The organism is Haloarcula sp. MBLA0138 (assembly GCF_055632455.1).
Genome location: NZ_CM145746.1, coordinates 2,507,084 through 2,527,191 on the forward strand (window position 1 = coordinate 2,507,084; position 20,108 = coordinate 2,527,191).

General features: G+C 71.5%; 20 protein-coding genes. 13 read left to right on the forward strand and 7 right to left on the reverse strand.

From position 1 onward, the window contains the following. Positions 1–84: 84 nt before the first annotated feature. Positions 85–1,134, forward strand: a complete 1,050-nt coding sequence (locus ACV7JO_RS13405; protein WP_470353908.1) for an enolase-like domain-containing protein — start codon at positions 85–87, stop codon at positions 1,132–1,134. A gap of 188 nt (positions 1,135–1,322) precedes the next feature. Here ACV7JO_RS13405 and ACV7JO_RS13410 read toward each other — a convergent pair whose 3' ends face one another. Further along, entirely contained in the window at positions 1,323–1,838 is a 516-nt protein-coding gene (locus ACV7JO_RS13410; RefSeq protein WP_470353909.1) for a DUF367 family protein, read from the reverse strand. An 88-nt stretch (positions 1,839–1,926) separates the two neighbouring features. Here ACV7JO_RS13410 and ACV7JO_RS13415 point away from each other — a divergent pair, with 88 nt between their 5' ends. Together ACV7JO_RS13415 and ACV7JO_RS13420 are read left to right on the forward strand one after the other, a co-directional pair. Continuing rightward, on the forward strand, positions 1,927–3,306 hold the full coding sequence (locus ACV7JO_RS13415) for a redoxin domain-containing protein (protein ID WP_470353910.1): 1,380 nt from the start codon (positions 1,927–1,929) through the stop codon (positions 3,304–3,306). After that, the gene (locus tag ACV7JO_RS13420; protein WP_470353911.1) at positions 3,296–3,652 is read left to right on the forward strand and encodes a nuclear transport factor 2 family protein; all 357 of its coding nucleotides are present in this window, start codon (positions 3,296–3,298) and stop codon (positions 3,650–3,652) included. The genes ACV7JO_RS13415 and ACV7JO_RS13420 overlap by 11 nt, the downstream gene beginning before the upstream one ends. Before the next feature lie 24 nt (positions 3,653–3,676). Here ACV7JO_RS13420 and ACV7JO_RS13425 read toward each other — a convergent pair whose 3' ends face one another. Together ACV7JO_RS13425 and serS are read right to left on the reverse strand one after the other, a co-directional pair. Beyond that, positions 3,677–4,045: a hypothetical protein gene (locus tag ACV7JO_RS13425; RefSeq protein WP_470353912.1), complete on the reverse strand. Its 369-nt coding sequence runs from the start codon at positions 4,043–4,045 to the stop codon at positions 3,677–3,679. Then, positions 4,046–5,428 (reverse strand): serine--tRNA ligase, encoded by a 1,383-nt coding sequence (gene serS / locus ACV7JO_RS13430; protein WP_470353913.1) that lies wholly within the window; start codon positions 5,426–5,428, stop codon positions 4,046–4,048. 86 nt (positions 5,429–5,514) lie between these two features. Here serS and ACV7JO_RS13435 point away from each other — a divergent pair, with 86 nt between their 5' ends. Beyond that, a complete protein-coding gene (locus ACV7JO_RS13435) occupies positions 5,515–6,420 on the forward strand; it encodes an MBL fold metallo-hydrolase (protein ID WP_470353914.1) in 906 nt (301 codons plus the stop codon). Between the two features lie 87 nt (positions 6,421–6,507). Then, positions 6,508–8,454, forward strand: a complete 1,947-nt coding sequence (locus tag ACV7JO_RS13440) for a cation:proton antiporter domain-containing protein (protein WP_470353915.1) — start codon at positions 6,508–6,510, stop codon at positions 8,452–8,454. Here the strand turns inward: ACV7JO_RS13440 and ACV7JO_RS13445 are convergent. Beyond that, positions 8,451–8,897 (reverse strand): PaaI family thioesterase, encoded by a 447-nt coding sequence (locus ACV7JO_RS13445; protein ID WP_470353916.1) that lies wholly within the window; start codon positions 8,895–8,897, stop codon positions 8,451–8,453. The genes ACV7JO_RS13440 and ACV7JO_RS13445 overlap by 4 nt on opposite strands. Positions 8,898–9,058: 161 nt before the next feature. On the opposite strand from ACV7JO_RS13445, the gene ACV7JO_RS13450 reads away from it, so the two are divergent. Further along, positions 9,059–10,096, forward strand: coding sequence for a TrmB family transcriptional regulator sugar-binding domain-containing protein (locus ACV7JO_RS13450; protein ID WP_470353917.1), 1,038 nt, complete (start codon positions 9,059–9,061; stop codon positions 10,094–10,096). Positions 10,097–10,334: 238 nt separating this feature from the next. Here ACV7JO_RS13450 and ACV7JO_RS13455 read toward each other — a convergent pair whose 3' ends face one another. After that, positions 10,335–11,600, reverse strand: coding sequence for a TiaS agmantine-binding domain-containing protein (locus ACV7JO_RS13455; RefSeq protein WP_470353918.1), 1,266 nt, complete (start codon positions 11,598–11,600; stop codon positions 10,335–10,337). A gap of 37 nt (positions 11,601–11,637) precedes the next feature. Then, on the reverse strand, positions 11,638–12,762 hold the full coding sequence (locus ACV7JO_RS13460; protein WP_470353919.1) for a 60S ribosomal export protein NMD3: 1,125 nt from the start codon (positions 12,760–12,762) through the stop codon (positions 11,638–11,640). Between the two features lie 215 nt (positions 12,763–12,977). Here ACV7JO_RS13460 and ACV7JO_RS13465 point away from each other — a divergent pair, with 215 nt between their 5' ends. The 7 genes from ACV7JO_RS13465 to ACV7JO_RS13495 all read left to right on the forward strand — a co-directional run bounded on the left by ACV7JO_RS13465 (position 12,978) and on the right by ACV7JO_RS13495 (position 19,330). After that, complete coding sequence (locus ACV7JO_RS13465) at positions 12,978–14,042, forward strand: polysaccharide biosynthesis protein (protein ID WP_470353920.1); 1,065 nt, start codon at positions 12,978–12,980, stop codon at positions 14,040–14,042. Next, entirely contained in the window at positions 14,035–15,186 is a 1,152-nt protein-coding gene (locus tag ACV7JO_RS13470) for a DegT/DnrJ/EryC1/StrS family aminotransferase (protein ID WP_470353921.1), read from the forward strand. Before ACV7JO_RS13465 ends, ACV7JO_RS13470 begins: the two co-directional genes overlap by 8 nt. After that, positions 15,174–16,115: a polysaccharide deacetylase family protein gene (locus ACV7JO_RS13475; RefSeq protein ID WP_470353922.1), complete on the forward strand. Its 942-nt coding sequence runs from the start codon at positions 15,174–15,176 to the stop codon at positions 16,113–16,115. Before ACV7JO_RS13470 ends, ACV7JO_RS13475 begins: the two co-directional genes overlap by 13 nt. Further along, positions 16,112–16,897 carry an SDR family oxidoreductase gene (locus tag ACV7JO_RS13480; RefSeq protein WP_470353923.1) on the forward strand — a complete coding sequence of 262 codons (786 nt, stop codon included), beginning with the start codon at positions 16,112–16,114 and terminating at the stop codon, positions 16,895–16,897. The genes ACV7JO_RS13475 and ACV7JO_RS13480 overlap by 4 nt, the downstream gene beginning before the upstream one ends. Before the next feature lie 63 nt (positions 16,898–16,960). After that, the gene (locus ACV7JO_RS13485; RefSeq protein ID WP_470353924.1) at positions 16,961–17,662 is read left to right on the forward strand and encodes an acylneuraminate cytidylyltransferase family protein; all 702 of its coding nucleotides are present in this window, start codon (positions 16,961–16,963) and stop codon (positions 17,660–17,662) included. After that, positions 17,655–18,581 (forward strand): Gfo/Idh/MocA family oxidoreductase, encoded by a 927-nt coding sequence (locus ACV7JO_RS13490; protein ID WP_470353925.1) that lies wholly within the window; start codon positions 17,655–17,657, stop codon positions 18,579–18,581. The genes ACV7JO_RS13485 and ACV7JO_RS13490 overlap by 8 nt, the downstream gene beginning before the upstream one ends. 38 nt (positions 18,582–18,619) lie before the next feature. Beyond that, entirely contained in the window at positions 18,620–19,330 is a 711-nt protein-coding gene (locus ACV7JO_RS13495; RefSeq protein WP_470353926.1) for a methionyl-tRNA formyltransferase, read from the forward strand. On the opposite strand, the gene ACV7JO_RS13500 is transcribed toward ACV7JO_RS13495, so the two are convergent. Continuing rightward, positions 19,324–20,073 (reverse strand): SDR family NAD(P)-dependent oxidoreductase, encoded by a 750-nt coding sequence (locus ACV7JO_RS13500; protein WP_470353927.1) that lies wholly within the window; start codon positions 20,071–20,073, stop codon positions 19,324–19,326. The genes ACV7JO_RS13495 and ACV7JO_RS13500 overlap by 7 nt on opposite strands. Positions 20,074–20,108 lie beyond the last annotated feature (35 nt).

Below are 20,108 nucleotides of genomic sequence, written 5' to 3' on the forward strand. Positions count from 1 at the left end.
GCACTCCCGGCCGGGGCGAGCGCGGTGCGGGAGCGGGCCGACCGGACCACCGATGTTTAGACTGTCGGCGGCTTACATCGGGACATGTACGACCGGGTCGCCGACCTGTCGCTGACCGTCGCGGACTGTGCCTTCGACCTGCGCGAGCGGGCCACCTCCAGTGGATTCGACCGCGCGACCACGACCGTCGCGCTCTCGGGGGCCGGCGAGACCGGCCGTGGCGAGGACGTGACCTACACGAACGAGGCCCACCACGCGCTGGCCGACCACAGCGTCGACCTCGCGGGGGAGTACACGCTCGACTCCTTCTCGGCAGCGCTCGAAGACGCCGACCTCTGGCCCGACCCGCCCGACGAGGACCGCTTCTACCACTACCGGCGGTGGGCCTTCGAGAGCGCGGCGCTGGACCTCGCTCTGAAGCAGGCCGACACCAGTCTGGGGGCCGAACTCGGGCGCTCGTACGACCCCGTGACGTTCGTCGTCTCGACGCGACTGGGCGACGAGGACGAGGAGCCGACGACCGACCGGTTGGACGACCTGCTGGCGGTCCACGGCGACCTCGCGTTCAAACTCGACCCGACCCCGGAGTGGGACGAGTCGTTCGTGGCGTCGCTGACCGACTACGACGTGCGCGTCCTCGACCTGAAGGGGTTGTACGACACCGACGGCGTCGAGGTGACGGTCGATGCCGACTTCTACCGCCGCGTCGTCGACGGCCTGCCCGACGCGCTCGTCGAGGACCCGAACCTGACCGACGAGACGCGGCCGGTGTTCGACGGCCGCGAGGAGCGGGTCACGTGGGACGTACCGATAACCGGCGTCGAGAGCGTCGAGTCCCTGCCTTTCGAGCCCGAGTGGCTCAACATGAAGCCCTCGCGGTGTGGCACCGTCGAGTCCGTGCTGGAGACGGTCGCCCACTGCGAGCGCGAGGGCATCCGCCTGTACGGCGGCGGCCAGTTCGAACTCGGCGTCGGCCGCGACCACGTGCAGGCGCTGGCCTCGCTGTGTTACCCCGACGCGCCCAACGACGTGGCCCCGGGCGGGTACAACGACCCCGACCTCGCCGGCGACCTCCCGGCGAGCCCGCTCTCGCCGCCCGCGGACCCCCGCGGCGTCGGCGTCGGGTTCGACTAGCCCTTCGAACGTGAAGGCGCAGCTACAACTGACGGGGCGTGGTACCACTGGGCATGCGATGTCTCACCTGCGGCGAGCACATCGACGACGTGGTCGAGGCTCACGCCCGACGGGCCTGTCCGCGCTGTGACGCGCCGCTGTACGGCCAACCGGTCCGCTAGCGACGGGGGCGGTCGGCGCGTGCCGGCCTACTCGTCGGCGAGGTAGTCGTCCTGTACGGCGACCACGTCGGTCGAGTCCGCGCAGTCGGCGTACCGCGCCAGCGGCTCCGCGTTCAGTTCGAGGAACGTGTGGCCCCACGAGAACGTGTCGAGGAGTTCCTCGGCCTGTTCGCGCTCGCCGAGGATACACAGCGCGCCGGCGAAGGCCTCGGCAGTGTTGAGTTGGAACGCCGTCCCGTAGTTGATGGGGTTGCCCGCGACGAGGAAGGGCAGCGAGCGGTGAACCCCTTCGAGGTCGAACGCCTCGCGCTCGGCGGTCTCCCACGAGCAGTCGAGCGCCACCAGCCGCTCGTGGCGCGCGCCGTCGCCCGCCCGCGGCGCGTCGGCCGGCGAGAGCGCCCGCTCGGCGAAGGGGTTGAGGACGATACCCGGCGGCGTCGACCGGGTCGACCGGTGCAACTCGGCGCGGTCGAAGCGGGCGAGTCGCCGGGCGCTGCACTTCTCGGGGTCGTCGTCGCCCTCGTACCGGACGTGGAGTTCCACGCCGGCTCTACTGCGTGGGCCGGCAAAAGCGGCTCGCTCGCCGATTCGTGACAGACATCGTTAAGTGTCAGCGGCGAAAGATTAGGGTGTGATAGACGAGGGGACGGCGGCACCGGCGTTCGAACTGCCCGCGCTCGTCGACGGGGAGCGCCGGCGCGTCGGTCTCGGGGAGTTCCTCGGCGACGACGTGGTCGTCCTCGCGTTCTACCCGGCCGACTTCAACCCGGCCTGTGACGACACGTCGTGTGACCTCGGCGAGTTGGACCTGTTCACGATGCAGAAAGACGTGAGCGTCCTCGGGGTCAGCCCGGACTCCGTCTACAGCCACCGCCGGTTCGCGGCGGTCTACGACCTGCACGTCCCCCTGCTTGCCGACACGGATCACGAGGTGGCGACGCGGTACGGCGTCGACCGCGTCGACGACGTGGGCCAACACCTCACCGAGCGGGCCGTCGCCGTCGTCGACCACGACGGCGTCGTCCGCTACGCGTGGCACACGCCGGAGATGACCGAACTCCCGGACGTCGACGCTATCAAAGACGCCATCGCCGACACCGGGGGTGACGACACCGCCTTCTCGCGGTACCGGGTCGGCCACGCCCACTACACCGAGGGTCGGCGCGCGTTCACCGCGGCGATGGGCGGGTTCGAGGACTCGGAGTGGATGCTGGCCCAGAGCGACTTCCAGCGCGCCCGCGAGGAGTTCGAGGCGGCCGCCGCGGCGTTCGACACGGCGCTGCGGTTCGGCGACGACGAGTCGCTGGCGGTCGTCTACGAGGGCGCGAACGCGAAGGCCGACGCGCTGTGGCAGGCCGCCGACTGGCTGGCACAGGCCGCGAGCGCCTACTCCAGCGGGAGCGGCGGCGAGGGCCAGCGCCCCAGAGACGACGCCGAGGGGCCACTGGAGACCGCGCGGGGCTACCGGGAGCCCCCCGACCCCGACGGCGAGTGGCCCCCCGGTATCGACGACATGGCGACGCCCGCCGAACCGACCGAGACGGTGGTGCCGCGGGACGACCCCGACGACGCGGCGCTGGCGGTCGACATCGACGAGGCGGTCGCGGACACTGCGTCCCCGGCGGGGGCGGCAGGCGGCGAGCGGAACGGCGGGTCGGACGCCCCCGAGGCATCGTCCGACGACGCCGCCGGGCAGGGGTCGGCCGCCGACGGCGCGGACAACGCGACCGCGGCCGGAGAGATAGGCGACGACGAGATAGCGGAGATACAGGCCGAAATCGAGGCCAACGGCCCGGACGAGGAACCGCCGACCGAACGCGTCACCGAGGAGCCGACGGCGATGGTCGACGCGCCGCCCGACGGGGTCGGCCCCGACGGGGACGGTCGCGCCGAGAACGAGGGGACCGCCGACGGGGACGAGCCGTCGGCGGAGAACGGCCCGGACGACGCCACCGAAGACGGAGAACTGGAACTGACCGACCCGAACCGGGAGGGCGAGCGTGACGGGTGACAGCGGTCCGGCGGCACCCGGTGGAGCCGCGGAGCGTGCGCGGGCGTACTACCGCGCCATCGACGGCGACGACTACGACGCGCTCCGGGCCGTGCTGGCCGAGGGGTTCGTCCACGACCGGCCCGACCGGACAATCGAGGGCCGGGACCGGTTCGTCCGGTTCATGCGCGAGGAGCGGCCACAGACCGACACCGAACACCGCCTCGACGCCGTCTACGAGCGCGACGACGGCGAGGCGGCCGTCCGCGGCCGCCTCCTCGGGGCCGACGGCGCGGCGCTGTTTGGCTTCGTCGACGTGTTCTACGGCGAGACGGCCATCGAGCGCATCGAGACGTACACGGACTGAGCGAGCGGGCGGCGTGGGACGGCGTCAGGGCGGCTCGAACCGGACCCGACGGGCCAGTTGGTCCAGCAGACCCGCGGCGTAGGCCAGCACCGCCGCGGCGACGCCGTAGAGGAGCGCCCCCGGAACGAGCAGGCCGTAGAGGAGCGACGCGGCCACGAACAGCCACACCGGGCCGAGTCGGTCCCGCGGCTGGAGGTGTTCGAGCGACGGCTTCGGGTCGCCGCCGGTGGCGAGATACAGTTCGACCCCGGCCCCGAGCAGGTAGCCGGCCGCGACCAGCGCGAAGGCCGCGGTACCGACGGCGGTTTCGAGCGCCAGCGCGAACGGGACGAGCGCGAGCAGGGCCAGCGCCCGGAAGCGGTACCGTCGCGGGCCGCTGTCTTCGACGGCCATCTACTCCTTCTCGCCGGCCCCGACGGCGCTCTCGCCGACCGGCTCCGACCCCTCGATGGTCTCCTGCCCGCCCATGTACGGCCGCAGGGCCTCGGGGACGGTGACAGTGCCGTCGGCGTTCTGGTAGTACTCCATGAGGGCGACGAGCACGCGCGGGACCGCCAGCCCGGAGCCGTTGAGGGTGTGGAGGTACTCGGCGGACTCGTGGCGCTCGGGGCGGTAGCGCAGGCCGGCCCGGCGGGCCTGAAAGTCCTCGAAGTTCGACACCGAGGAGACTTCGAGCCAGCGCCCGCCCACGTCGGGGCCGTCTTCCATGTCGTCGCCGGGGGCCCACACCTCGATGTCGTACTTCTTGGCCTGCGTAAAGCCCATGTCGCCGGTACACATGTCGAGTACGCGGTAGGGCAGGTCGAGGCGGTCCAGTACCGCGGCAGCCTCTTCGAGCAGGCCCTCCATGCGGTCGTAGCTGTCGGCCGGGCGGACGAAGTTGACGAGTTCGACCTTGTGGAACTGGTGGACGCGGACGTAGCCGCGGGTCTCGGTACCGTGTTCGCCGGCCTCGCGCCGGAAGTTCGGCGAGAACGCCTGATGTTTGAGCGGGAGGTCGTCGTCCAGCAGAATCTCGTCGCGGTACATGTTCGTCACGGGAACCTCCGCGGTCGGCAGGAGCCAGAGGTCGTCGTCGTCGTAGTCGTCGTCCTGCCGCGCGCCGACGCGGTAGGCGTCCTCGGCGAACTTCGGCAGCTGTCCGGTGCCCCGCATCGACGCGGAGTTGACCGGGATGGGCGGGAGGACGTCCTCGTAGCCCTGCTCGCGGTGGACGTCGAGCATGAACTGGACGAGCGCGTGCTCCAGTCGCGCGCCCTCGCCCTTGACGAACTGGTAGCCGCCGCCGGCCACCTTCGCGCCCCGCTCGAAGTCCAGCACGTCCATCTCCTCGCCGAGGTCGTAGTGGGGGACCACCTCGTCGGGCAGGTCCCGCAGGTCGTCGAAACCCTCGCGGTAGCGCTCGACGTTGTCGGCCTCGCCGTCGCCGGTCGGCACCGACTCGTGAGGGACGTTCGGCAGCTCCAGCAGAGCCGCTTCGAGGTCGGCCTCCAGTTCCTCGGCGCGGTCCTCGACCGTCTGTAGCTCGTCTTTCAGCGCTTGGGAGCGTTCGATGGCCGCCTGTGCCTGCTCGTCCTCGCCGGCCTGTTTGAGCCGGCCGATCTCGCTCGACACCTCGTTGCGCTCCTGCCGGAGGCCGTCGCCCCGCGCCTTCAGTTCGCGCCACTCCTCGTCGATGGCGAGCACCTCGTCGAGGTCCACCCCCGTGACGCCCTTGCGCTCGATGGCGTCCCGCACCGTCTCGGGATGCTCCCGGACGAACTGTCTCGATAACATGCCCGCCGGTTCTCGACGCCGGGAATTAGACGTGTCGGTCCCGCCCGCGGCGCAACCGTTTTATCGCCGCCGGCCGCCGAGCCGGTATGGGAATCGGTGACGTGTCCGAGGTGACGACCGGCGACTGTCAGGACATCTACTACGTCGACACCGGGATGTACGAGGTCCCGGAGTACGGCTCGGTCTACGCCGTCGACGCCGAGCGGCCGGCGCTCGTCGACACGGGCATCGGCGCGGACCGCGAGACCGTCTTCGGACTGCTCGATGCGGTCGGTATCGCGCCGGCGGACCTCGATGTCATCGCGCTCACGCACGTCCACCTCGACCACGCGGGCGGGGCGGGCTACCTCGCCGCGGAGTGTCCGAACGCGACGGTGTACGTCCACGAACTCGGCACCCGGCACCTCGTCGACCCGGACCGGCTCTGGGAGGGGACCGCCGCGGCCGTCGGCGACCAGATTCAGTACTACGCGGAGCCCGAGCCCGTCCCCGAGGACCGCATCGTCGAACTGACCGACGGCGACGTGATAGACCTCGGCGACCACGCGCTCGAAGCCCACCACGCGCCCGGCCACGCACCCCATCAGGTCGCGTTCTACGACCCGGCCATCGACGGCGTGTTCGCCGGCGACGCGGCGGGGATATACTCGCCCGACGCCGACGCGGTCCGGGTCACCAGCCCGCCGGTGAACTTCGACCTCGAAGGGGCGCTCGAAGACGCGGCGATGTTGGAGGCGCTTGACCCGGAAACGATACTGTACGGCCACTTCGGGCCGGCCCCCGCAGACGGGAAACTCGACGAGTACGCCGACGTACTGGAGGCGTGGGTGACCGCCGTCGCCGAGAAGCGGGCGGAACTGGGCGACGACGAGGCCGTCGTCGAACACTTCGTCGAGACGGAGTCGACGCCGGACATCTGGGGCGAGCGGAAGGGCCGCGCCGAGATAGAGCTGAACGTCCGGGGCGTCCTCGTGGCGCTGGACCGGTCCTGACCCGAGCGAAACCGGGCCGCAGCGACGCGGCGAGTGAGTGCGTTTATACAGGGCGGACCCGTTCGCCCGGTAGATGGAGGAACAGCCGTGGCCGGCAGCTCCGGACTGCTGATTCCGCTCGTCGCCGGTATCATCGGGTTGGGCGTCGTCGCGCAGGTGCTCGCGGCTCGCCTGCGGGTTCCGAGTATCATCTTCTACCTGCTGGTCGGGGTCGCCATCGGCCAGCCCGGGCTCGGCATCGTCGGCAGCGACACCTTCGGCGGCGCGCTGTCGGCCATCGTCGGGCTGGCGGTCGCAATCATCGTCTTCGAGGGGGCCTACCACCTCCGGTTCGAGCGCATCCGCGAGGCCCCGACGGCGACGTTCCGGCTGGTAACCGTCGGCGCGGTCATCGCCCTCGTGGGCACCGCCGTCGCGGTCAAGCTGGCCTTCGGCGAGGCCGCGATGACGTGGAACCTCGCGTTCCTCATCGGAGCGCTGCTCGTCGCCACCGGCCCGACGGTCATCACGCCGATTCTGAACGTCGTCCCCGTCCGGGACCGGGTGGCGACGGCGCTGGAGACGGAAGGTATCGTCAACGACGTGACCGCCGCCATCCTCGCCGTCGTCGTCTTCGAGACGGTCAACCCCGGCGCGACCAGTCAGGGGCTGTTGCAGTCCTTTGCCCTCCGCTTGGGCACCGGCCTGCTGGTCGGACTGGTCGTGGCCGGCCTGCTGTACTACCTCCTGCAGTACATCGACCTCTCGCCGGGCGACGCCCCGAGGAACTCCCGGCTGCTGGTGCTGGCCGGGGCCTTGGTCGCCTACGCGGGGGCCAACACCATCGCCACGGAGGCCGGCGTCGCCGCGGCCGCGACGGCCGGCATCGCGCTCGGGAACATCGACCACCCCTACGAGGAGGACATCGAGGAGTTCAAAGGCGACATCACGCTGCTGGTGCTCTCGTTCGTCTTCATCGCGCTGGCGGCCCAACTGAGCCTCGGCGCGCTCGTGGACGTTGGGCTCTCCGGGCTGGTGGTCGTCCTCGCCGTCGCCCTTCTCATCCGGCCGCTATTGGTATTCGTCTCGACGGTCGGCGACCGCTTCACTCGCGCGGAGAAGCTGTTCGTCAGCTTCGTCGGCCCGCGGGGTATCATCCCCGCCTCCGTGGCGACGCTGTTCGCGGTCGAGTTGAACACCGTCGCGGAGGAGCTACGGACCGAGGCGGACGCGGCGAGCGGACAGGAGGCGGCCGAACTGGTGGCCCAAGCGGACCTGCTGACCACGCAGGCCGAGTTGCTGTTGGGGACGGTCTTTCTGGTCATCTTCGCCACCGCGCTGTTCGAAGGCGGTTTCGCGCGCTACCTCGCGGAAAAACTGGACGTGATACCAATGCGAGTCATCATCGTCGGCGGCGGTCAGGTGGGCCGAGCGCTCGCCGAACGCCTCGAAGACCGGGGCGAGAACGTCGTCATCATCGAGCAGGACGAACAGATAGTCGAACGCGCCCGCAACGACGGCTACGCCGTCGAGTGGGGCGACGGCACCGACACGGACGTGTTGCGCTCGGCGGGGTCGGAAAACGCCAAGACCGTCGTGGCCGCGACCGGCGACGACGACGTGAACCTGCTGGTCTCACAGCTCGCCAGCTCGAAGTTCGACGTCGACCGGGTCATCGCTCGGGCGAACAACCCGGACAACGTCGAGGCCTTCGAGGACCTCGGCGTGCGGACCATCTCCTCGGCGATGGCGACGGCGTGGGCCATCGACAACCAGATAGAGCGGCCCGCCATCGCCCACTGGATGACCGACGTTGGCCGGTCCGGCGACGTACAGGAGGTCGAGGTCACCAACCCCGACCTCGTCGGCAAGTCCGTCCGCGAGGTGGGGCCGATGCTGCCCGAGGCCTGCCTCGTCGCGCTGGTCAGCGGCGGCGACCGCGAGAACGCGGAGGTGCCGACGGCCGACTACGTCCTCGAAGAGGGCGACATGGTGACGCTGCTCGGCCGGCGCGAGTCGGTCCGTGAGGGGATGACACTGGTCGGCGCGGACTAGTCGAGTTCCTCGACGGCCGCCTCGTCGACGCCGTCGGTCCACGGCGACGCCTCGCCCTCGCCGTCAGTCTTGTACGTCCCGCGAGCGGTCGCCACGTGGCGGTCCGCGGCGTCGTAGACGTCGACATCGACGACGGCGACGCTCCCGCCCGAGCGGAGCACGTCGGCCGTCGCTCGGAGGTCGTCCGTGGCCGGCGCGAGGTAGTCCATCCGCATGTCCACCGTCGGCGAGACGCTGCCCGACAGCGAGACGACGGCCGCGCCGCCGACCGTGTCGGCCAGCGAGTACGTCACGCCGCCGTGGGCGACGGGCGTCGCGGGGTTCGAGGAGTGCTCGGCGTCGAGGGTGAGTCGGGCCTCCGCGTGTCCGTCGCCGACCGCGGTCATCTCGATGCCGAGGTGATCGACGAAGGGGATGTCGTTGAACAGCGACTGGAGACTCATGGGGCGACAGAGCGACTCGACGGCCATAAACGTCCGAGAACGCCCGGCAACGTGGAAGGTGTGGTCTCGCCGAGGCTGGCCGGCGTGGCGACTGCGCCGCCAAGGCCCGACGGCACCCCGAGCGATGCAGTAAAGGGCGTTCGTGTCCACGGACGAGCAAGATGGAATCGACAGTCGAGCAACTGACCCGGTTCGGCCTGTCCGAGACGGAGGCCCGGACCTATCTGACCGTGCTGGACCGGGGCAGCGCGACCGTCGCGGAGGTCGGCGACGCCGCCGACATCTCGACGGGGTACGTCTACGACCTCGTCGAGGACTTGGCGGCCCGCGGACTGGTCGTCGTCGACGACCACCGGACGCCGACGCAGGTGCGGGCCGTCGAACCCGAGGCGGCGATAGCGTCGATGACCGACTCGCTGGCGGACCTCGAAGACGACCTCACGCAGCGGTACGCCGGGAGCGACCCGGACTACCCCGCCGTCGAACTCGTCCGGGCCCGCCAAACCCTCTACCGGCGGCTGAAGGGACTCGTCGCGGACGCCGAGCGGGAGGTGTACATCTCCGCGCCGGCTCCCGCCGTCGAGCGACTCCGCAACACGCTGCGAACCGCCCGCGAGAACGGCGTCTTCGTCGCGGTGCTGGTCGGCGTCGGCGACGCCGAGGTGGCCGACCCCGACGCCCTCGCCGAGGCCACCCACGTCGTCCGGACGTGGGACGCCGCACCGGAAACCATCGCGTCCGTCGACGACGCGTCGTCGGTCACGAGCGACTCCTCGCTGCTGCACGGCGAACACCGCGACGGCGACTACGGACTCGTCCTCGAACACTCGCCGAAAAACGCCGGCGCGATTCTCTCGCAGTGGTTCAACTTCTGGGCCGCCGCCGAGCAGGTCGCCGCCGCCGACCCGCCGGCGCTCCCGCTGGAGGGCGTCCCGTTTCGCTACGGCGTCTTCGCCGCCGTCGCCAACGGGACCGACGACCTCGAAGCGACCGCCCACCTCTACCCCGAGCAGGGCGCGGAGACGGTGACCGGCACCGTCGCGGCGACGCGACAGAGCCTCCTCGAACCGGTCACCGCGGCGTTTCCGGTCGAGAACACCCTCGTCCTCGACACCGACGAGGGGGAGGTCACGGTCGGCGGCCCCGGAGCCTTCGTCGAGGACTACTCGGCGAGCGAACTCACGCTCCGGGAGCGGTGAGCACCGGCGGCCGCGCTCGCCCCCCGCGTCACCGCTCCGTGTCGCTTCGCTCGGTCCCGGTCGCACTCTCACCGCTCGGGGTAGGTCGGCCCGTCGAACCCGCCCCGCACCAGCGGCTCCCCGACCACCTTTTTCGCCCTCGGGTTTCCTCGCTCGCGGCGCTCGCTGCGGGAACCGCTCGGCGAAAAACGTGGGTGAAAACGCGGGACCGTCGCTTCGCTCGGTCCCGGTCGCACTCTCACCGCTCGGGGTAGGTCGGCCCGTCGAACCCGCCCCGCACCAGCGGCTTGGCGATGTGTCGCCGCGCCACCGGCGGAACCTCGTACCAGCCGGGTTCGAGGGCGCGCTCCAGCGGCACCTCGGCCTTCCCGTCGGCGCTGGTCCCGCAATCCCGACAGCGATACCCCTGCCCGCGGCCGGCCGAGGACATCGAGCGGTCGCAGTCCGGACAGGTCGGCGTGACACGCTCGGTGCGGACCAGTTCGCGGACGGCGAACTTCTCCAGTTTGAGCGTCCCGTCGCCGACCTCGCCACAGACCGTCACGCGGTCGCCGACCCGGAGCGCCCGCACGCGGTCGCGGAACCGCTTGGTCGGCTCGAAAGCGGCACAGTCCAGTTCGCCCGTCTCGTCGGCGACGGTCAGGAAGACGTGGCCGCCGGCCCGCGTCTCGGGTGCGGCGACCACCTCGCCGGTGACGCGGTAGGCGCTGTCGTCGGCGGTCGCCGCGACGGTCGCGTCCCGCAGGTGCACGTCGGTCCCCTGATTGGTGAGAAACGTCGCGCGCTCCGCGACCGGTTCGCTCTCGATGGCGTCGGCGACGGCCCGGCAGGCCCCGGGGTCGTCGCCGCGAATCCCGTAGAGGACCGGACAGGGCGTGCGGGGGACACAGACCGGGTAGCCGCTCTCGCGGTCGACGGTGTCCCACACCGCCGGGTAGCGCTCGTCGGCCGCCGCGCGCACGCTGTCGGCGTCGACCGCTCGCTCAGTCCCCCAGCGGTCGCGCTCGCGGTAAGCGATGTGTTCGTGGGTCCACTCGTCGAAGGCGGCCCACGCGCCGACGGCCGCCAGCGCGCCGACGACCCCGCGGCCGGTCCCCCGTTCGAGGCGGGCGAAGCCGGCGCGGTCGGCCAGCATCGTCGCCGTCGTCGGGTCCTGAATCTCCCGGACGGCGTCGCGTGCGAACGTGGCGACAGCCGCGGGGACGGCCTCGGGGTCGCGGTCGGCGACGACCGCGCCGGGGTTGGTGTCCGGGTCGTCGGTCTCGGCCATCGCCACGGCGTCGGCGGCGAGCGCGTAGGCCTCGTCGGCGTCGAGGTCGGTGTGGACCGCCAACGCGGCGTTCCCGCGGGTCTTGTGTTCGACAGCGGGATTGAGGCGGACGAGCAGCAGGCGCTCGACGGTCCCGCCGGCGTCGCGTATCGCCCCGGCCAGCCGCGCGGCGGCGTAGGTCGTACACATCCCGCGCTCGCGGGAGTCCGTATCGTCCAGTCCGACGACGGTCACGCTCGGCCGTAGCCCGGAGACGGGCAAATCGCTTTCGTCACGCGGGCTCCTCGGCCGGCGGGAGGACGTGGAGGCCGGCGTGGCTCTTGAAGACGGTGACCGTCTCGGCGTCGGTGTCGAGGTAGTCGGGTCGGGGGACCGTCCGGCTCTCGTAGGTCTCGGGGTCGAGCACCTGCACGGCGTGGGCGTCCTCGACAGCGACCAGCGTCGTCTCGGCGGCGTCCGCCCGGAAGCCGAGGCGGTCGGCGTCGGGGGCTCCCCCGTCCTCGAAACTCGCCTCGTAGGCCTCGCCGGTGGCCAGTCGGACCCCCTTGAGGTTGCCCTGCACCGAGCGCACGAGGACCGGGCCGTCGTCGTCGCCGGGGTCGATGACCTCGCCGGGGCGGTACCGGGGCAAGCGGACGGCGTAGGTCATCCGGTAGAGCTTCTGGCCGTCCTCGTCCTCGGAGACGAGGCGCTTGGAGTCGCTGTAGGACCCGCCCAGTTGCGCGGTGATGCGCTTGGCGATGCCGTGGCCCATCTGCGTCGTCGATATCTTCATGTCCAGCCCGTCGTCGACCCGCTTGGTCTCGGTGATGAAGGCGTTGCGGTCGCCCGTCGCTTCCCGGTCGGCGACGTACTCGCGGGCTATCTCCTCGGCGCGGTCGCGCTCCTCGTCGGTCGGTACCCGCTCGTCGGCCCGCACCTGTACGACGCTGGCGAAGGAACCGCCGGCTATCTTCCCGCAGCGCTTGCAGGTCTCCCGGGATATCTTCACCGGGACCGTGACGGACTCGGTGACCGGCGTCTCGCGGATGACTCCCGAGAAGTCCGCGTGCATCCGGATGGTGTTGCGGTCGACCTGCTCGGGCGCGACCTGCCACGCGACCGAGGTGGCGTCGACGTTGACGCCCAAGGCGTCGCTGACCTGCTCGACCGCCACGTCGGTGTAGTCGTCGGCCCCCACGTCGACCCACCGGTTCCCCTCGTGGACAGCGCCACAGCGCGAGCAGACCCGGACTTGGATGCGCTCGGGTGCGTCGACGAGGTCGTACTCCTCGAAGTAACAGGCGTCACAGAGCACGTCCGCGTCGCGACGGGCACCGCCGAGGTCCGGGCGCTCGCCGGGGCGGTCGCTGCGCTCGTCGCCGCAGCGCGGACAGAACTCGCCCGACCGTGTCATTGTGCCGTGATACCGGCCTCAGCCGGTTACGTATTGCGTTCTCGCCCCGCGGCGTCGCACGTCGACGAGTCGCTGCCGGCGGTCACAGGAGGCGCATCCGAGCGAACCGCTGGACGCGCCTGCCACACCCATAGTTGCGCATTTCGTTTTGTGAAAGAAGGAGTAGTAATAAATATCCGGGAGAGCTAACGATAGCTGGAAACCGGTCAGATACAATGAGTAATCAGGGGACTATCCTCGTTACCGGGGGATGTGGGTCGGTCGGTTCGGCGGTCGTAGAACGGCTGCTCGGTCGGGTGAATCCGCCGAGCGTCGTCGTCTTCGACAACGACGAGCGCGGGCTCTTCGAGTTCCAGACGACACTGGATACGGACGGAGCGCCCGTCGAGTTCGAACTCGGCGACGTTCGGGACAGGGACCGCCTCGCCGAGGTCGTCCGCGGGGCCGACCACGTCGTCCACGCCGCCGCGCGCAAACAGGTACCGTTCTGCGAACAACACCCGTACGAGAGCGTCCGGACGAACGTCGACGGGACGCGCAACGTCGTCGCGCTCGCGCGACGCCACGGCGTCGAGTCCGTGCTGACCGTCAGCACCGACAAGGCGACGAACCCGTCGTCGACGATGGGGGCGAGCAAACTGCTGGCCGAGCGCGTGACGCTCACCGCCGACGCCCGCGCCGACGCCGCCGGCACCGACTTCAGTTGTGTGCGCCTCGGCAACGTGATGGGGTCCTCGGGTTCGGTCGTCCCAGTGTTCCTCGAACAGGTGGCCGACGGCGGGCCGCTGACGCTCACCGACCGCCGGATGACGCGGTTCACCATCTCGCGGGCACGGGCCGCCGAGTTCATCGTCGACCACGTCGCCGCCCGCCCGAGTGGCGTCACCTACGTCCCGGACATGCCCCGGATGCGCATCGAGGAACTGGCCGAGGCGGTCCGGGAGGCCTACGGCGACCTCGCGCCCGGCACCGCCCCCGAAATCGAGGAGGTCGGCCGCCGGCCCGGCGAGCGCCTCCACGAACTGCTGGTCGGCCCGGACGAGGTCCACCGGACGGTCGCCCACGACGACCAGTACGTCGTCTACCCGCCAGCGGGCGACGGGACTGCCTCGCCGCCCGACGGGGAGGCCGGGCTCCTCCCAGAGGGCGGGCTCACATCGGACCTGCGGCCGTTCATGGGTCGGGAGGCGATTCTCTCGCTCGTCGAGACCAGCGACGCGCTCGACCAACGGGCCGCGGCCGACGCCGACACGGTCGTCGCGATGAGACACGATGGCTGAGTCGGCCGACCCGATACCGCTGTTTCGCGTCGACTGGAGCCCCGACGTGGTCCGCAACGCCGTCGCGTCGATAACGCGGGGGAGCCACTGGGCCAACGGCCCCTACGTCGACGAGTTCGAGTCGCTGCTAGCCGAGTCGGTGGGCGTCGACCACGCAGTCGCCGTCAACTCCGGGACGAGCGCGCTCGTCGCCGCGCTGCGGGCCTGTGGCGTGGGACCGGGCGACGAGGTCGTCGTGCCGTCGTTCACCTTCGTCGCCACCGCGAACGCGGTCGCGGCGGTCGGCGCGACGCCGGTGTTCGCCGAGATAGAGAACGAGCGCTACGGGCTGGACCCCGACGACGTGGCCGACCGCATCACCCCCTCGACGGCGGCCATCGTGCCGGTACACTACGCGGGCACCCCGTGTCGAATCCGCGAACTGCGCTCGCTCGCGGCCCGACACGACCTCCGTCTCGTCGAGGACGCCGCAGAGGCACAAGGCGCGACGGTCGCGGGGCGACCGGTCGGGACCTTCGGCGACGCGGGCGTCCTGAGCTTCTGTCAGAACAAGGTCGTCGCCACCGGCGAGGGCGGCGCGGTGGTGACCGACGACGACGCCCTCGCCGACCGCGTCCGCCGCCTGCGCTCGCACGGCCGCGCGACCGACGGCTACTTCGACAGCGCCGACGCCGGGGAGTACGTCTCGCTGGGTTACAACCTCCGGATGCCCGACGTGGTGGCGGGCATCGGCGTCGCACAGCTTCGCCGCCTCGACGACATCGTCCGCCGGCGACGGGCGGTCGCCGCCGACCTGACCGAGCGGCTCCGGCCGGTCGATGGCGTCCGGCCCCCGACCGAACCCGACGACTGTCGGAGCGTCTCGCAGCTCTACACCGTCCGGTTCGACCGGTCGGTCGACCGGGACGGCGTCGTCGACCGGCTTGCCGAGCGCGGCGTCGCGTCGAAGGTCTACTTCGACCCGGTCCACCTGACGCAGTACTACCGGAAGCGGGGCCACGCCGCCGGCGACCTCCCGCGGACGGAGTCGCTGTCCGAGCGGGTGCTCTCCCTGCCGATGTGTCCGGACCTCACGACCGACGAGCGCCAGCGCGTCGCCGCGGCGGTCGCCGACGCGGTCGAGGAGGAGCGATGCGCGCGGTGACGTACCACTACGTCCGGGGGCCGACAGCGCGTCCGCCGGCGGGCTACTACCACCTCGAAATCGAGGATTTCCGGGCACAACTGGACCACCTCCAGTCGACCCGCACCGTCCTGTCGGCCGCGGCGTCCCGGGCGGTGCTCCGGGGCGAGCGCGACCCGCCCGCCGACGCCGTCGTCCTGACGTTCGACGACGGGCTCGCGGACCACCACGAGTGGGTACTCCCGGAACTGCGCGAGCGCGGTCTCTGGGGCGTGTTCTTCGTACCGACGGCACCGCTGGTCTACGGCCGCCGCCTGCCGGTCCACCGTGTCCACGCGCTCGTCAGCGAGTACCCCGGGCCGGCGCTGCTGGCCGAACTCCGGCGGGTCGCGGCCGACGCGGGCGTCGACCTCGACGGCGAGCGCGCGGACATGTACCGGGGGCGCGACACCGACGACGCCGTGCGGCGGTTCAAACACCTCCTCAACCGGGTCGTCCCCGACGGCGACCGCTCGGGGCTGCTGGACCGACTCGAAGCCGCGTTCCCCCGAGCGAAGACGACCGTCGACGACCTCTATCTCTCGCGGGCGCAACTGCGCGATCTCGCTGACGCGGGGATGGGTATCGGAGCGCACAGCGTCACCCATCCGGTCCTGTCGGACCTCCGCGCGCGGGCACAGCACTGGGAGGTCGCGGCCTCGCGGCGGCACCTCCGGTCGCTGGTGGACGCGCCCGTCGACCTGTTCGCCTACCCCTACGGCGGCCCCGACTCCTACACCGAGGAGACGGTCGCGGCGGTGCGGGCCGCCGGGTTCGACGCCGCCTTCACCACCGTCGACGGGGGTGCCGCGGTGGCCGACGGCGACCCGCTGACGCTCCCGCGGCGCGACTGTACGGCCCTCGACCACGGAGCCAGCACCGCCTCGCTCCCGGCGGAGGGGTCGCCGTGACAGCCCCCGCCGACCCGTTCGCCCTCGATGGCGACGTGGCCGTGGTCACCGGCGGCGGCGGGCTGATAGGCGAGGCCGTCGCCGCGGCGCTGGCCGGACAGGGCGCGACGGTCGTCGTCGCGGACGTGGCCGACGGCGACGGGAGGCGGGTGGCGTCCGAACTCGACGAGCGCGGGTCCTTCGTCCCGGCGGACGTGACCGACGCGGACGAGGTGGACGCGCTCGTCCGGACCGTCACCGACCGCCACGGCCGCCTCGATACTCTCGTCAACTGCGCGTACCCCCGGACCGACGGCTACGGCCGGCGCTACGAGGACGTGACCGCCGACGACTGGTGGGCGAACGTCCGCGCGCACCTCGGGGCGTACTACCTCACCTCGCGGGCCGCCGCCGCGGTGATGCGCGACCAGTCCGACGGCGGCGTCGTGGTCAACCTCGGGTCGATATACGGCCGGCAAGCGCCCGATTTCACGCTGTACGAGGGGCTCTCGATGACTAGCCCCGTCGCGTACGCCGCCATCAAGGGCGGCGTGGCGAACCTGACGCGGTACCTCGCTTCGTATCTCGGCCCCGACGGCGTGCGCGCCAACGTCGTCAGTCCGGGCGGCGTCTTCGACGGCCACGACGAGCGGTTCGTCGAGCGCTACGAGCGCCGGACGGTGCTGGGCCGGATGGCCGCTCCCGAGGACGTGGCCGGCGCGGTCTGTTACCTCGTGAGCGACGCCGCGGCGTACGTCACCGGCCACGACCTCGTGGTCGACGGGGGGTGGACGATACAGTGACCGACGCGGTTCCGTGGCACCGACACGAGCGAGCGCCGCGCCCGTCCGGGAGGTGGGTCGGGGATGGCTGACGGCCCCGCCGTCGTCGCGCTCGTCCCGGCCCGGGGCGGGAGCAAGGGCGTCCCGCGGAAGAACGTCCGGGACCTCGGCGGGAAGCCGCTGCTCGCGTGGGCCGTCGAGACGGCGGCCGACACCGCGGCGGTCGACCGGACGGTCGTCTCGACGGACGACGACGAGATAGCCGCCGTCGCCCGCGAGTGGGGGGCGGCGGTCTCGGACCGGCCGGACCGGCTCGCCGCCGACAACTCGCTCGTGGCCGACACCATCCGGTACACCGTCGACGAACTCGCGGCCGCAGGCGACCCGCCCGACTACGTCGTCGTGCTCGAACCGACGACGCCGTTCCGGCGGCCGGCCGACGTGGAGGCGTGTCTGGCCGAACTAGTCGACACGCCGTACGACTCGGTGGCGACGGTCACCGAGGCGGAGACGAACCCCCACCGGGCGTGGCGCGTCGACGACGGGACACCCGAACCGTTCCTGCCCGAGGGGACGCCGTGGCAACCCCGCCAGTCCCTGCCCGACGCCTACCAGCTCAACGGCGCGGTGTACGCCTTCGAGACGACGGCCGTGACCGACGACGGCCCGAGCCTGTTGTTCGGCGAGTCGCGGGCGGTCGTGATGCCGCCCGAGCGGTCGCTCGACATCGACACCGAACTGGACTTCGCCGTCGCTGAGACGCTGCTGGAGGCCGACCGTGTCTGACATCGACGTTGGCGTCGTCGGCCTCTCGCCGGGCAACGGTCACCCCTACTCCTTCGCGGCCATCGTCAACGGCTACGACGACGCCGGCTTCCGGGCCAGCGACTGGGGCGTCGTCCACGACTACCTCGCCGAGCGCGACGCCTCGGAGTTCGGCTTCGACGGCGTCGCGGTCACCCACGCGTGGACCCAAGACCCCGCCGAGACCGACCGTCTGTGTCGGGCCGCACGGGTTCCGAACCGCAGCGAGTCGCTGGACGCGATGGCCGAGGCCGTCGACGCCGCGCTCCTCCTGCGGGACGACTACGGCCGCCACCGCGAGATGGCCGCGCCGTTTCTCGACCGGGGCGTCCCGACGTTCGTCGACAAGCCGCTGGCGCTGGCCCCCGAGGACGTGGCCGCCTTCGAGCCACACCTCCGGGACGGGACACTGATGTCCTGCTCGGGGATGCGCTTCGCCCGCGAACTCGACGGGCCGCGGGCCGGCCGCGGAGAGTACGGCACGGTGACGCTGGTCGACGGCGTCGTCCTCAACGACTGGGCGAGATACGGCGTCCACCTGCTCGACGCCGTCTTCGGGATGCTCGATGTCCGGCCGGTGGCGGTGACGGCCACCGGCGACGACCCGGCGACGGTGACGGTGACGACGACCGGTGACCCGACGGTCCGACTCGCGGCCCTCGGCGACGCTCCCGTCACTTTCGACGTGAGCGTCTACGGGACCGAAGGCGTCAGCCGCCACCGCCTGCGGGACAACTTCACCGCCTTCCGGCGGACGCTGTGGCGCTTCGTCGAGATGGTCCGGACCGGCGACCCCGCCGTCCCGCCGGCCGCGACGCTGGACGTGCTCCGGACCGTCACCGCCGGCCGGCGGGCGATGGCGCGGGACGAGACGGTCGCAGTCGACGACGTGGGCTTTTGACCCCCGTGCTATTTCTTTCACGCCGCAGAGTGTGATATATGGACGTGGTCTTTCTCGGCACGAACGACGCGGGCTTCGAGATATACGAGTGGCTCTGTGACCGGGACGGCGTCTCGGTGGCGGCGATGCTCACCGAGGCCGACCAACTCGACGCGGTGGCGCGTCTCGGCCCCGACGCCGTCGTCGCCTGCGGGTTCGAACACGTCGTCCCCCCGGACGTGCTAGCGGTACCCGACGAGGGCTGTCTGAACGTCCACCCCGGCCTCCTGCCCGAGACCCGCGGCTACAACCCCAACGTCTGGAGCATCGTCGAGGGCCGCCCGGCCGGCGTCACCGTCCACTACATGGACGAGGCCGTCGACACCGGCGACGTGGTGGCGACCCGCGAGGTGCCGACCACCTTCGCCGACACCGGCCGGGACCTCTACGAGCGCCTCGAACGGGCCTGCGTCGACCTGTTCACCGAGACGTGGCCGGCAATCGAGGCCGGGACCGTCGACCCGACGCCACAGGACGACGCCGACGCCGGGTGGCACACGCGGGCCGACTTCGAGGCGCTGTGCGAACTCGACCCCGCGTCAAAGCGCCCGGTCCGGGAGACGCTCGACCGCCTGCGCGCGCTGACCTTCCCGCCGTTCGACAACGCCTACGTCGACATCGATGGGGAGCGGTACTACCTCGAACTGTCGGTCACGCACGCCGACGACGCGGCCGCCGTCGACGGCGTCGGTCGGCTCGACGCCTACTGAGCGCCGTCTACCGGGTCGAGGGCCGGTCCCGGCTCGCCGCGCTCCCAGTCGGTCCCCGAGAGGTCCGGTCGGAGCGGGACGCGGTGGCCCAGCCAGAAGAACTCGCCCGTCGGCCCGTCGGCGTCCAGTTCGAGAAGGTACTCGGCGGTCGGGCGGGCCGCGGCGGGGTCAAGCGGCGCGTCGGGAGCCATCTCCGTCGCGCAGGGCCCGGGACTCATGAGATTTACCTTGACGTTCCGGCCGGCGTGTTCGCGGGCGGCCGTGACGGTGAGAGCGTTGAGCGCGGCCTTCGAGGCCGTGTACGCGCCGGCTCCCGGCGGGCAGTTCAGCGGCGCGCCGGAGGTGACGTTGACGACGCGGCCGAAGCCGTGCTCGCGCATCGCCGGGAGCAGTTCACGGAGAATCTGGACCGGCGCGAGGGCGTTGACCTGCATCGACTCCGCCAGCGCGGCGCGGTCGAGGTCGGTCACCTCGCCGCCGCGGTTGACCGCCGCGTTGTTGACGACGTAGGGGACGTGCCCGAACTCGGCCCGCAGGTCCCGGACCGTCCGCGCGACGGCGGCGGGGTCCGCGAGGTCGAGTTCGCGGGGCGTCACCAGCGGCTCGTCGGCGTACAGCGACGCCATGCGGTCGATACGGCGGGCCAGCGCGAGGACGCGGTACTCGCCGGCGAAGTGTTCGGCCAGCGAGCGACCGACGCCACTGCTCGCGCCGGTCACGAGCAGGAGTGGCGGTTCGGACATAATATCAGTATCCCGTGCGCGTACAAAACCCCACC

Excerpts from the sequence above, each read along its gene's own strand:
- ACV7JO_RS13450 (WP_470353917.1), top strand. The coding sequence starts at position 9,059 with ATGGAATCGACAGTCGAGCAACTGACCCGGTTCGGCCTGTCCGAGACG.
- ACV7JO_RS13445 (WP_470353916.1), bottom strand. The coding sequence starts at position 8,897 with ATGAGTCTCCAGTCGCTGTTCAACGACATCCCCTTCGTCGATCACCTC.
- ACV7JO_RS13470 (WP_470353921.1), top strand. The coding sequence starts at position 14,035 with ATGGCTGAGTCGGCCGACCCGATACCGCTGTTTCGCGTCGACTGGAGC.
- ACV7JO_RS13485 (WP_470353924.1), top strand. The coding sequence starts at position 16,961 with ATGGCTGACGGCCCCGCCGTCGTCGCGCTCGTCCCGGCCCGGGGCGGG.
- ACV7JO_RS13460 (WP_470353919.1), bottom strand. The coding sequence starts at position 12,762 with ATGACACGGTCGGGCGAGTTCTGTCCGCGCTGCGGCGACGAGCGCAGC.
- ACV7JO_RS13500 (WP_470353927.1), bottom strand. The coding sequence starts at position 20,073 with ATGTCCGAACCGCCACTCCTGCTCGTGACCGGCGCGAGCAGTGGCGTC.
- ACV7JO_RS13435 (WP_470353914.1), top strand. The coding sequence starts at position 5,515 with ATGGGAATCGGTGACGTGTCCGAGGTGACGACCGGCGACTGTCAGGAC.
- ACV7JO_RS13495 (WP_470353926.1), top strand. The coding sequence starts at position 18,620 with ATGGACGTGGTCTTTCTCGGCACGAACGACGCGGGCTTCGAGATATAC.
- ACV7JO_RS13425 (WP_470353912.1), bottom strand. The coding sequence starts at position 4,045 with ATGGCCGTCGAAGACAGCGGCCCGCGACGGTACCGCTTCCGGGCGCTG.
- ACV7JO_RS13475 (WP_470353922.1), top strand. The coding sequence starts at position 15,174 with ATGCGCGCGGTGACGTACCACTACGTCCGGGGGCCGACAGCGCGTCCG.
- serS (WP_470353913.1), bottom strand. The coding sequence starts at position 5,428 with ATGTTATCGAGACAGTTCGTCCGGGAGCATCCCGAGACGGTGCGGGAC.
- ACV7JO_RS13465 (WP_470353920.1), top strand. The coding sequence starts at position 12,978 with ATGAGTAATCAGGGGACTATCCTCGTTACCGGGGGATGTGGGTCGGTC.
- ACV7JO_RS13405 (WP_470353908.1), top strand. The coding sequence starts at position 85 with ATGTACGACCGGGTCGCCGACCTGTCGCTGACCGTCGCGGACTGTGCC.